Here is a 12,071-nt window from a genome sequence, read left to right as displayed (position 1 = left end):
GTCCTAAAGCGAGTTGACGAAGGCAATCAGCCGGCGCCGATCCTCGGCAGTCAGACTGGCGAACGCATCGCGCGCCTTGCGGGCCTCGCCGTCGTGCCAGAGTATAGCCTCCGTCAGATTGCGCGCACGACCGTCATGTAGAAAGAACGTGTGGCCATTGACGATCTCGGTCAAGCCGATGCCCCAGAGCGGTGCCGTGCGCCATTCGCGTCCGTCCGCCCGGCCCTCGGGCCGTCCATCCGCGAGGCCATCGCCCATATCGTGCAGAAGGAGATCGGTGTAAGGCCAGATCGTCTGTCCGCGCAGATGCTCGTCGGGAGACTGCTCGCCGGTCTTGTGGGACGGGACGTGGCAGCTTGCACAGCCGATGTCGTGGAAGATCTGCTTGCCGCGAAGCACGTCGGGCGCGTCGGGTGTGCGTCGCGCCGGCACGGCCAGATTGCGGGCATAGAAGGCGACGAGGTCGAGCAGCTTGGCATTGATTTCTTCGCCGCTGCCCTTTGCTCCGCGACCACCGTGCGGCGCCTCGCGGCACAGCTTCTGCGCCGGCGTGCAGTCGCCATAGCCGTGAGGCACGAGCGGGCTGCCGATGCCGATGTCGGCCGCGAACGCCTCGGCGGCCTGCTGCTTCACGGTCGGTTGGCCCGCTTTCCAGCCGAACCGGCCAAGCATCAGCGCGCCATTCTCCACCGACCAAACACGATTGGCGCGACCGGAGATGCCGTCGCCATCCTTATCATCCGGATCTTCCCGGGCGAGGATATCGGCCTCGGGAATGGCTTCGAGCAGACCGAGACCGATCATCTGCGGCGTCAGGCGCGGCGAGATCATCGTGCGCGGATGCATCGGCCCGTAGCCGAGATCGGCGATGTGATAGGTGGGCTTGCGCAGATTGACGGTCTCGCCATCGGCGAGCCTGACAGGCATCTCCTCGTAGGTCACGACCATCCGACCCTCGCCGGCATGGCCTTGAATTCCGAGTTCCTGGAGCTGGCCGCCATACGTCGGCTCGCCGATGGCGCTCGCACGCCCGGAGGCGATGAGGGCGCGATCCGCTTCCGTCTCCGGCGGAACGGACAGCCGCAGAAGTATGGAGATCGATCGATCTTCCAACTCGGTTCCGCGCGGCGGATGCCCGCGCCCGTCCTTCAGGTGGCAGGCCTGGCAAGCGCGCGCGTTGTAAAGCGGGCCAAGTCCGTCGGATGATTTCGTCGACGATGGCGCCGACACCCAGTTCCGACGGAAAATGCCGTTGCCGATTTTGAAATCGAGCTCGCGCGCGAAGGGCATGTTCGCCGAGAGCTGGGAGAAGGCATCGGCGGTCGTAATGCCGACCGTCGTCGTCGCCACGCCGCCCGGATTTTCCTCACCGGGCTCGAGAATGGCAGTGCCGCTGCCGCCGAGGGACGCGGGAGCAAGCGGTTTGCGGCCCTCTCCGAATGCCGCGCCGGCAACGAAAACTACGAGGCCCGCGACGATGCCGCACGCCCATGGCGATTTCGAAATGCGCCGGTCCTCTGCAGGCATGATCCGACTATTTCTTCTTCGAGAGCGCCTTGGTCGGGTCGTCGAGACTGTCCGAGCCCTCAATCTTCACTGACGTCAGCTCGAGTGCTGCAATGGCGCGCTCGAACTCCTTCGTCTGGGCGATGAGCGCGCCGAGCGCGGCCTCGACAACGGCATTTCCCTCGGCATTTCCCTCGCCGATCATCTGGTCGTAGGCCTCGACGGTCTCGGCGCGCTGCTTGAGTGCGCCCATGCGGGCGATCGTCTCGCCGAGCGCCTTGCGCACGCGCTCGTCGACCTCGGGTGACTTGGCCTTGACGAGATCGGACACGCTCGGCCCGGAGACCATGCTGCCGTCGATGCGCTTGTAGCGCCCGAGATAGACGTTCTCGATGCCGACGACATCGTAGTAGTGCGAGTTGTGCGTGTTGTCGGAGAAGCAGTCATGCTCCTCCTCGGGATCGTTGAGGAGAAGGCCGAGCTTCATGCGCTCGCCCGCCATCTCGCCATAGGAAAGGCTCGCGAGCCCCGTGAAGATCGCCGTCAACGCCTCATTGTCGGGCTTCTCGAGAGCAACGCGCGCGGCTCCTTTTGGCTTCCACTGGGCTGCCATGAACGCGAGGTCGTCGACGAGCAGGTCCGTGACGACGGTCAGGTAGCGCGCGCGACGATCGCAGTTGCCGCCCGTGCAGGCCTTGCCCTTGGCGTAGTCGGTGTAAGGCCGATTGCCGGCGCCCGGGCCCGTTCCGTTGAGGTCCTGCCCCCAGAGGAGAAACTCGATGGCATGATAGCCGGTGGCGACATTGGCCTCGATCTTCTCGGCTTCATGAAGCGTCTCGGAAAGCAGCTTCTTCGTAATGCGGCTCGTGTCGACCATCCGGCCGCCGATCTTCAACTTGGTATTGGCGATCACATTGGCGGCATACAGCGGATTGGTGTCTGAGGCCGTGCCGTAGCTCTTGTCGACATAGTCGATCAGGCCCTCATCGAGCGGCCACGCATTCACCTTGCTTTCCCATTCGTCGACGATCTTGTTGCCGAAACGATAGGCCTCCGTCTGCATATAGGGCACGCGCGCTGCTTTCCAGGCTTCGCGGGCCGCCGCCAGCGTCTCCGTGCTGGGTTTGGCGACGAGCGTGCCGATGCTCTCCTTGAGCTTCCGCGCCGATGCCAGAGAGTCTTCGTAGGCAGCCTGGGCGATGTCGGCGTAGGTGTTGATCACCTCGCGCGCCGTCGCGGCACTTGCCATCGTCGATGCTCCGGGCGACATCCACAGGCAGACCGCGGCGATCATAGCCCTCGCGGCAACGCTCATCGACTTCAAGAGGCTCTCCATTCTTTCGAGCTGCACGGACGCCGATCATGAGCGCGCCGCGATGCATCCGTGCGGCAGCCGAGGCCCACCGCTGCTCCTCGCTGTCGATACTGGACCAGGCAAGTACACAAATATCGATGGCCCTGCCGCGAGTGTCAACCACGGCCCTGGGCTCGAGGCGCCGGCGCGCACGACGCGCAGATGCTGCGCGCGGATCATGACTTGCCTTGGGGAGAATGCAGTTGAGCCGCCGCGAAATTGCCTGTGCTCAGCAGCCTGGCCTAGTACTGCGCGCTGCACGTCCTCAGCGTCGCGGCGGCGACATTCATGAGCAGGCGATGCTCGATCGAGGTGAAGCCCAGAGCCGAGCCTTTTCGCTGAGCGAGATCCAATGCCGCCAGCGCATCGTGCATCGTTGGCTTATAGCGCCCTGCCTCAACTCTCCTGAGAACCTCCAGCAGGCGCTCACGAGCCACCTCGAGCGGCATGGCACTGTTGGAACGCCGCGTGCGCCCCGATGCAGCCGCTTCCACAGCGATGACGGCCAGGGCCACCTTTGAATGCTGGAGTACCGTCGATACCGTCATGTCAGAGCGACCTCTTCCGCTGTTGAGCTGCACGCGCTGCGAGTGGAACTCCGTCAGCTTTGGCTTGTCGCTCTGCAAGGCGACGGTACATCCCAAATGCCACGAGCACTTGCCGGGAATCAAACGAGGGAGTGTTCAAGAATTTATGACAATCGCCCGCAAACTTGCGCGCGAGTGGCGAAGGCTCGAGCGTGTTCGGGCAACAATGGGCGGCCTCCTGCGGACATGATCCATGCGCTCTTCCGGACGGCGAAAGTCGTAGGATCTTTCAGGCCATCATGCCGGCGAGAGGAGGCGGATATGCTGATCGGCCAGAGGGTTGGCTGCATCTGACGAAGCGCGGTGCTGGTTCGCACCTCGGAGCCGGCAACGCATTTGGTTGCGGTTCAATTTCGCCGGTTGCTCCCGGCAGCACCTACCAACTATCCCCAGGAGAGCCTAGCGAAAACCCTGATATTCCGCCGTCCGCCGGTTTTACGCTCTCGCAGGAGTGAACGGCCGTGATGCTTCATTGCTTCCGAGAGTGGTCAAGAACCCCGATGTCGTGTCCGCCGGGATACGAGGCGGAGGAGATGTTGCAGCCCGCGGATCGAGCGCCGGCGCCAAGCCTTGATCCAATCGGCCGAATCTGTCGGTGATCGTGAGACTGATCGTCCGTCAAGCCACGGCCATCCGGGGGCGACCATCGAATTGCGCGGCGCAGGTCTTTCGGGAGCGTGCTCGGGAGAACGACCGCTTCCGAGCCAGCCGGGGATTGTGCGCTGCTGCCGCTTCGGTATCGCGGGCTTCGGACTTCTGGCCTTGCTCGGAATGCCTGGCTGCGCCGTTGGTCCCGACTACTTTCCGCCACCCGCGCCGGTCCCTCCCAAGTACAAAGAGATTTCCGGTTGGAAGCCGGCCAAGCCGCGCGACCTCTACGATCGCGGAGATTGGTGGCGGATCTACCGCGATCCCATGTTGGACCGTCTCATTCGTCAGGTCGAGATCAGCAACCAGAGCGTCGCGGTAGCGGAGGCGGCGTTCCGCCAGTCGGTCGCGCTCGTCAAGGAGGCCCGCGCGGCGCTCTTTCCCGTCATAGGGCTCACCTATAACCCCCTGCGCTCGCATCAGGGGCCGAAGGCGACGGCGACCGGTGTCGGCGTCACGCGCACGATCGTGACGCTCGAGACGACCGGCACCTGGGATATCGACGTGTGGGGCAAGGTCCGGCGCATGATCGAGAGCAATGCCTCGAACGCACAGGGGAGCGCCGGCGACGTCGCAAACATTAAGCTGATGATGCAGGCGCAGCTCGCGACGGCTTATTTCAATCTGCGTGCGGCCGACTCACTGAAGCGCCTCCTGGATCGATCGGTCACGAACTTCAAGCGAACCCAAACCATCACGGAGAATCAATACAAGCTGGGGACCGTCGGCCGGTCGGATGTCCTCACGGCCCAGACGCAGGTGAGGACGACCGAGGCGCAGGCCATCGCCGTCGGGGTGCAGCGCGCTCAGTTCGCTCATGCCATCGCCGTTCTCATGGGCGTGCCGCCGTCCGCGCTCGACATTCCGGAGCGCGAGCTTGCGAGCACCGTTCCGTCCGTGCCGGCGGACATTCCCGCTCACCTGCTCGAGCGCAGACCGGATATTGCCGCCGCCGAACGGCGCATTCAGGGGCAGAGCGCGCTGATTGGCGTCGCCGTCGCCGCGTATTTTCCCGACGTCACGCTCAACGGATTGTTTGGATGGGTAGGCTCGCGCGCATTCCCGATCTCTGTTGCCAACGAGGTCTGGCAGGTGGGAGCAACCATCACCGAGACGGTTTTTGATGGTGGTCTGCGCCGCGCCCAGCTCACCGCGGCCGAAGCCACATACTACCAGGCGATCGCGACGTACCGTCAGACCGTGCTCACGGCTCTGCAGCAGGTGGAGGACGGTTACTCCTCCCAGCGAATTCTGGCGCGCCAGCAGACGGTCCAGGACGATGCCGCAGAGCTCTCGCGGCAAGCCGTCACGATCGCACTCAACGAGTATCGCGCGGGGACGGTGTCGTTCACCACGGTCGTGACGGCCCAAGCCACGCAGCTCACCAACGAGCAGGCGGCGCTCGCCGTGCGCCAGAGCCGCTTCCTTGCCACCGTCAGCCTCATCCAGGCACTCGGCGGCGGATGGAGCGTCGAGCTGCTACCCACCCACGACGGGCTTCGTCACTGGCGCTCCTGCGTCAGTGTTCGCGATGCGATCCGCGGCAATATCAGTCCGGAAATGCCGGCGTGCCTCTGATCTGCGGCGCCTCCCGCTTGCGCGCGAGCCAGAGCTGGAAGCGGTCGAGATAGATGTAGACGACCGGCGTCGTGTAGAGCGTGAGCAGTTGGCTGGCGAGGAGGCCGCCGACGATCGAGATGCCGAGTGGCTGGCGCAGCTCCGCGCCCTCGCCGAAGCTCAGCGCGAGCGGCAGCGCGCCAAGTGCCGCGGCGAACGTCGTCATCAGGATGGGGCGGAGGCGCAGCAGGCAGGCCTGTCGTATGGCTTCGCGCGTCTCCATGCCTTGCCGCTCGGCCTGTATGGCGAAATCCACCATCAGGATGGCGTTCTTCTTCACGATGCCGATCAGGAGCATGACGCCGATCAGGGCGATGACCGTGAACTGCGTGCCCGTGAGCATCAGCGCCGTCACCGCACCGACGCCGGCCGACGGCAATGTCGAGAGAATGGTGAGAGGATGGATCGTGCTTTCGTACAGAATGCCGAGCACGATGTAGACGGCAATGAGGGCAAAGAGAATGAGCACCGGCTGCGTCTTCAGCGATTGGACGAACGTCGCAGCCGTGCCGGCGAATGTACCCTGAACCGTCGCCGGCATCCCGATGCGCTGTATGGCGCGGTCCATGATCACCGTGGCATCGCTCAAGGCCTGTCCCGGCTTCAGGTTGAATGAGATGGTCGTCGACGGCAGCACGCCGTGGTGATTGATCGAGAGGGCGGTCTTGCCCGGCTCGTAGCGGGTGATCGCCGTGAGCGGGACCATGGCCTCCGGGCTCGTGCTCACTGCAGCGCCGCTCGACACGGATCCGTGTCCGGTGTTGGCAATGGCATTGCTCGCCTGATTGCGCGCCACGTTGGCTGCAGCCGCTGCCGCGGTGCTCTGGCCGGGCGGCAATGGAGCCGTGACCGATCCGAATGGCGCATTGGTCTGCTGGGTTCCTGACGCGCCCGACGGCTGGGTGCTGACATAGACGTTGTCGAGAGCGCTCGGCCCCTGGCCGTACTCGGGCGCAACCTCCATCACGACATGATACTGGTTGAGCGGATTGTAGATGGTGGAGACTTGGCGCTGGCCGAACGCATCGTAGAGCGTATTGTCGATCGCGCTCGGCGTGATGCCGAACCGTGCAATCGTCTGACGATCGATGGCCACGTTGAGCGAGAGGCCGGCGATCTGCTGATCGGAGTTGATATCGGCAAGCTCGTTGGTGCGCTGCAGCTCATCGACGAGACGCGCCGCCCACGTCTGCAACTCCTGTGCATCCCAGCTCTGAAGCGTGAACTGATACAGCGCGCCTGACTGGCGACCGCCGACCGTGAGGTCCTGCACGGCCTGCAGGTAGAGGCGGGCGCCCGCAATCTGCGATGTCTTCGCGCGCAGGCGCTGAATGACCTGGTCGACGGAGGCCCGGCGCTCGTTGAGCGGCTTCAGGGCGATGAACATGAAGCCGCCATTGGTCTGGCGGCCGCCCGTGAAGCCGGCGACATGGGCGACTGCGGGATCCGCCTGCACGATATCGGCAAACTGGCGGAGCTTCTGGGACATGAGCTGGAAGGAGATGGACTGATCGCCCTGGATGGTCCCATTGATGCGCCCGGTATCGGTCAGCGGAAAGAGCCCCTTCGGGATGGTAACGTACAAATAGGCGTTGAGCCCGATGACCGCTGCGAGCGACAGCATGACGAGGGCGGGATGGCGCAGCGCGACGTCGAGCGTGCGGGCATAGCCGGCGCGTATCCTCTCGAATACCGCATCCGAGAGCGCCGCCAGACGACCAGGCTTGCGGTCCGTGCGGCTGGTGAGAAGGCGCGAGCACATCATGGGCGTCGTCGTGAGAGATATGACGAGCGAGATCATGATGGTGATCGCGAGGACGACGGCGAACTCGCGGAAAATGCGTCCGACAATGCCGCCCATGAAAAGTATGGGCACAAAAACGGCAATCAGCGACAAGCTGATCGAGACGACCGTAAAGCCGACCTCGCCCGCGCCTTTGATTGCGGCTTCGAGGCGGGGCACGCCCTTCTCGATGTGCCGCGAGACATTCTCGACGACGACAATGGCATCGTCCACGACGAAGCCGGTGGCGATGATGAGCGCCATGAACGAGAGATTGTCGAGGCTGTAGCCGAAGATATACATCGCGCCGACGGCGCCGAGCAGCGAGATGGGAACGACCGTGGCCGGGATCATGGCGGCGCGCGGCTCGCGTAGAAACACGAGCACGACGAGCACGACGAGGAGGATCGAGAGGAGGAGCGCCTTCTCGGTTTCGGCCAGCGATGCCTTTATGGTGGCGGTGCGGTCGATCATCGGGGTGAGATCGACGTCTCCGGGCAAGGAGGCCTGGATACTCGGCAACTCTTCGCGCACACGGGCGACGGTCTCGATGATGTTCGCGTTGGGCTGTCGGTAGAGAAGCACGATGACGGCGGGCCTTCCGTCAGCGATCCCGAGGTTGCGGATGTCCTCGACCGAGTCCGTCACGCGCGCGACGTCGGAGAGGCGCACAGCCGCATTGTTGCGATAGGCGATGATCAGGTTCCGGTAGTCGTGAGACGTACTCGCTCGATCGTTGGCTTCGATCTGATAGCGCCGGCTTCCCTCCTCGATCACGCCTTTCGGACTGCGGGCATTGGCGGCGGCAACGGCTGCGCGCACGTCCTCGAAGCCGATGCCGTACTTGTAGAGCGAGGATGGCTGCAGCTCGATGCGCACGGCAGGGAGCGCGCTTCCGCCGAGATCCACATTGCCGATGCCCTGGATCTGGGAAAGACGCTGCTGAACGATATTTGCCGCCGAGTCGTAGAGCTGGCCCTGGGTGAGCGTCGAGGAGGTCAGCGAAAGGACCATGATCGGAAAGTCGGCCGGATTGACCTTCCGGTATGTCGGGTTCGATCGGAGGCTGGCCGGCAGATCAGCGCGCGCGGCATTGATCGCGGCCTGGACGTCCCGCGCCGCGCCGTCGATATCGCGGTCGATGTTGAACTGCAGCGTGATGCGGGAATTGCCGAGCGTGCTCTGCGAGGTCATCTCGGAGACGGCCGCAATCTTGCCGAGGCGGTTCTCGAGAGGCCCCGCGACGCTGCTCGCCATCGTCTCGGGGCTTGCGCCGGGCATCTGCGCCTGGACGAGGATCGTCGGAAAATCGACCTGCGGCAGGGGCGCGACCGGCAGTCTCGGAAAGGCGAGAATGCCCGCGATCGCGATGCCGATCGAGATCAGCGTCGTGGCCACGGGCCGTCTCACGAAGGGCGTCGAGAGGTTCATGAGCCTCCTCGATCTCCCGCGGGTGCCGGCCGCTCGTCCGGCTCGGTCTTCCAGTCGATCTTCCGCGCCAGGCGGTCGAAGGCGAGATAGATGACCGGCGTCGTGTAGAGCGTCAGGACCTGGCTGACGACGAGGCCGCCGAAGATGGCTATGCCGAGAGGCTGGCGGAGCTCCGCGCCGGACCCGCCCGCAAGCATCAGCGGCAGGGCTGCAAACATCGCCGCCATCGTGGTCATGAGGATCGGACGGAAGCGCAGGAGGCACGCCGTATGGATCGCGGCGCGCGGACCGAGACCGTCGTCGCGCTCGGCCTTGAGCGCGAAGTCGATCATCATGATCGCGTTCTTCTTGACGATGCCGATCAGCAGAATGATGCCGATGAGCGCGATGATGTCGAACTCGGTCCCTGAGATGATGAGCGCGATCAGCGCGCCGACGCCCGCCGATGGCAAGGTCGAAAGGATCGTGATCGGGTGGACGAAGCTCTCGTAGAGCACGCCGAGCACGATATACATCGTGACGATCGCCGCCAGGATGAGAAGCAACTCGTTGCCGAGCGCCCCTTCGAAGGCAAGCGCCGTACCCTGGAAGCGCGTGATGAAGCTTCGCGGAAGCGCAAGGTCACGCTCTGCCGCTCGGATGGCACTCACTGCCGCGCCGAGCGAGACCCTCGGCGCAAGGTCGAACGAGATCGTCGCGGCTGGAAACTGGGCCAGATGGTTGATCAGCAGTGAGGCCCGTCGCGTGCTGACGGTGGCGATTGCCGAGAGCGGTACTTGCCCCGTGCTGCTCGTCGCTGAGGGGAGATAGAGCGAGTTGAGCGCGTCGAGGCTCTTCTGGAGGGTCGGCGTCGTCTCGAGGATGACGCGGTACTGGTTCGATTGCGTGAATATGGTCGATACGATGCGCTGGCCGAATGCATCGTAGAGCGCATTGTCGATCGTGGCGGCGGTGATGCCGAAGCGCGCCGCGGAATCCCGGTCGATGTTGATGTCGACCGAGGCGCCGTCACTCAGGAGATCGCTTGATACGTTGCGGATCTCGGGTAGATCGGCAAGTCGTGCGACCACGCGCGGAACCCACGTGTCGAGCAGCTTCGAGTCCGTATTCTGAAGGACGAAGCGGTAGGGCGTCGGGCTCGTTGTTGCATCGATGGTCAGATCCTGGACGGGCTGCAGGAACAGCTCGACTCCGGGCACTGCGCTCGCGGCAGTGCGAATATCCTCGAGGATCTGCGCGCCCGATTTCGCCCGCTCGTCGACCGGCCTCAAGCTGATCAGGAAGCGCCCCTGATTGAGCGTGGCATTAGAGCCGTCGATGCCGATGTAGGACGAGAGGCCCGTTACGTCCGGATGCTTGAGGATGATCGCGGCCAAGGCCTGCTGCTTTTCCGCCATTGCCTGATAGGAGATGTTCTGCTCGGCGCGGGAAATGCCTTGAACGAGGCCGGTATCCTGCACGGGGAAGAAGCCCTTGGGCACGATGACGTAGAGATAGACGGTGAGCGCCAGTGTCAGGACGGCGACGATGAGGGTCGGGCCCTGGCGGTCGAGCACCCAATTCAGCGAGCGGCCATAGCCGCGAATAACGGCATCGAAGGCTTGCGTTACGCGCGAGGCGCGTTCGTGCTCGCGATCTATTGGCTTGAGGATCCGAGCGCACATCATGGGGACGAGCGTCAGCGCGACGATGGCTGATACGACAATGGAGACCGCAAGGGTGATCGCGAACTCGTGGAAGAGGCGGCCGACGACGTCGCCCATGAACAGCAGCGGTATGAGAACAGCGATCAGCGAAACGGTGAGCGAGATGATCGTGAAGCCGATCTGTTGGGATCCCTTGAGGGAGGCTTCGAGCGGGCTGTCGCCGTCCTCGATATAGCGTGAGATGTTCTCGATCACGACAATGGCGTCATCGACGACGAAGCCGGTCGCGATGGTCAGCGCCATGATCGACAGATTGTCGAGGCTGAAGCCGAGCAGGTACATGACGCCGAACGTGCCGACGATCGACAGGGGCACGGAAAGACTGGGAATGATGGTGGCCGGCACGCTGCGCAGGAACAGGAATATGACCATCACGACGAGCGCGACGGCGAGGGCGAACTCGAATTTCGCATCGGCGACCGAGGCGCGGATGGTCGTCGTGCGGTCGCTGATCACGGAGAGCTGGACGTCGGCGGGGAGCGCCGCTTCGAGGGTCGGCAGCAGTTGCTTGATCCGGTCGACGACCTCGATGACGTTCGCACCCGGCTGGCGCTGAATGTTGATGATGATGGCCGGGACGTCATTGGCCCAGGCGGCGAGAAAAGTGTTCTCGGGGCCTTCGACGACTGTTGCGACATCGGACAGGCGGACGGGAGCACCGTTGCGGTACGCGATGATCGTATTGGCGAGCGTTTCGATCTTGTCGATCTGATCGTTGGCGTTGATCGTGAAGGCGCGGGACGGCCCGTCGAAGCTGCCTTTCGGCGCATTGACGTTGACGTTGCCGAGAACCGTGCGGAGGTCGTCGATCAGCAGGCCGTAGGCAGAAAGCGCCCTGAGATCGGCTTGGACACGCACCGAAGGCCGATGGCCTCCCGTGAGCGTGACGAGGCCCACGCCCGCGATCTGGGAGATTTTCTGGGCGAGCGTCGTCTGGGCGAGATCCTGGATCTTGGTCAGCGGCCGCGTCTTGGAGGTCAGCGCGAGCGTCAGCACGGCTGCATCGGCCGGATTGACCTTGGCATAGACGGGCGGCGCCGGCAGATCCGCAGGCAGGAGGTTGGAAGCCGCGTTGATGGCGGCCTGGACCTGCTGCTCGGCCACGTCGAGTGAGAGGCTGAGAGCGAACTGCAGGGTGATGACGGACGCGCCACCCGAGCTCGATGACGTCATCTGATTCAAGCCCGGCATCTGCCCGAACTGGCGCTCGAGCGGCGCCGTGATGGACGTCGACATCACCTCGGGGCTCGCGCCAGGATAGAAGGTCTGGACCTGGATTGTGGGATAGTCGACCTGGGGGAGCGCCGATACCGGGAGCTGCGTGTAGGCGATCATGCCCGACAGCAGCACCGCGAGCATGAGCAGCGTGGTGGCAACCGGTCGAAAGATGAAAATTCGAGAGGGGTTCATTGGGTGCGCATTTGCCTCCCGCCCTCGCG

Annotated in this window: 6 protein-coding genes; 1 reads left to right on the top strand and 5 read right to left on the bottom strand. The window is 64.0% G+C overall.

Annotation, left to right across the window (positions count from 1 at the left end; all coding sequences use genetic code 11):
* Window positions 1-3: 3 nt before the first annotated feature.
* The 3 genes from CS1BSM3_RS22425 to CS1BSM3_RS22415 all read right to left on the bottom strand — a co-directional run bounded on the left by CS1BSM3_RS22425 (window position 4) and on the right by CS1BSM3_RS22415 (window position 3,408).
* A complete protein-coding gene (locus tag CS1BSM3_RS22425; RefSeq protein WP_072391151.1) occupies window positions 4-1,527 on the bottom strand; it encodes a di-heme oxidoreductase family protein in 1,524 nt (507 codons plus the stop codon).
* A gap of 7 nt (window positions 1,528-1,534) precedes the next feature.
* Complete coding sequence (locus CS1BSM3_RS22420; RefSeq protein ID WP_244540645.1) at window positions 1,535-2,776, bottom strand: imelysin family protein; 1,242 nt, start codon at window positions 2,774-2,776, stop codon at window positions 1,535-1,537.
* A 326-nt stretch (window positions 2,777-3,102) separates the two neighbouring features.
* Window positions 3,103-3,408: a hypothetical protein gene (locus CS1BSM3_RS22415; RefSeq protein ID WP_143149319.1), complete on the bottom strand. Its 306-nt coding sequence runs from the start codon at window positions 3,406-3,408 to the stop codon at window positions 3,103-3,105.
* 756 nt (window positions 3,409-4,164) lie between these two features.
* Here CS1BSM3_RS22415 and CS1BSM3_RS22410 point away from each other — a divergent pair.
* Window positions 4,165-5,673: an efflux transporter outer membrane subunit gene (locus CS1BSM3_RS22410; protein WP_280174768.1), complete on the top strand. Its 1,509-nt coding sequence runs from the start codon at window positions 4,165-4,167 to the stop codon at window positions 5,671-5,673.
* Here the strand turns inward: CS1BSM3_RS22410 and CS1BSM3_RS22405 are convergent.
* Both CS1BSM3_RS22405 and CS1BSM3_RS22400 read right to left on the bottom strand, forming a co-directional pair.
* Window positions 5,645-8,926 carry an efflux RND transporter permease subunit gene (locus CS1BSM3_RS22405; protein ID WP_072391146.1) on the bottom strand — a complete coding sequence of 1,094 codons (3,282 nt, stop codon included), beginning with the start codon at window positions 8,924-8,926 and terminating at the stop codon, window positions 5,645-5,647. The two genes, CS1BSM3_RS22410 and CS1BSM3_RS22405, sit on opposite strands and share 29 nt — an antisense overlap.
* Window positions 8,923-12,042: a multidrug efflux RND transporter permease subunit gene (locus CS1BSM3_RS22400; protein ID WP_072391143.1), complete on the bottom strand. Its 3,120-nt coding sequence runs from the start codon at window positions 12,040-12,042 to the stop codon at window positions 8,923-8,925. Before CS1BSM3_RS22400 ends, CS1BSM3_RS22405 begins: the two co-directional genes overlap by 4 nt.
* Between the last annotated feature and the right edge of the window lie 29 nt (window positions 12,043-12,071).

The organism is Hyphomicrobium sp. CS1BSMeth3 (genome assembly GCF_900117415.1).
GTDB lineage: Bacteria > Pseudomonadota > Alphaproteobacteria > Rhizobiales > Hyphomicrobiaceae.
This window is presented reverse-complemented; position numbering and strand designations above follow the sequence as displayed.

Bases quoted from the DNA above. Each gene is read 5' to 3' on its own strand.
- CS1BSM3_RS22425 (WP_072391151.1), bottom strand. From the start codon at position 1,527: ATGCCTGCAGAGGACCGGCGCATTTCGAAATCGCCATGGGCGTGCGGC.
- CS1BSM3_RS22420 (WP_244540645.1), bottom strand. From the start codon at position 2,776: ATGTCGCCCGGAGCATCGACGATGGCAAGTGCCGCGACGGCGCGCGAG.
- CS1BSM3_RS22415 (WP_143149319.1), bottom strand. From the start codon at position 3,408: ATGACGGTATCGACGGTACTCCAGCATTCAAAGGTGGCCCTGGCCGTC.
- CS1BSM3_RS22405 (WP_072391146.1), bottom strand. From the start codon at position 8,926: ATGAACCTCTCGACGCCCTTCGTGAGACGGCCCGTGGCCACGACGCTG.
- CS1BSM3_RS22400 (WP_072391143.1), bottom strand. From the start codon at position 12,042: ATGAACCCCTCTCGAATTTTCATCTTTCGACCGGTTGCCACCACGCTG.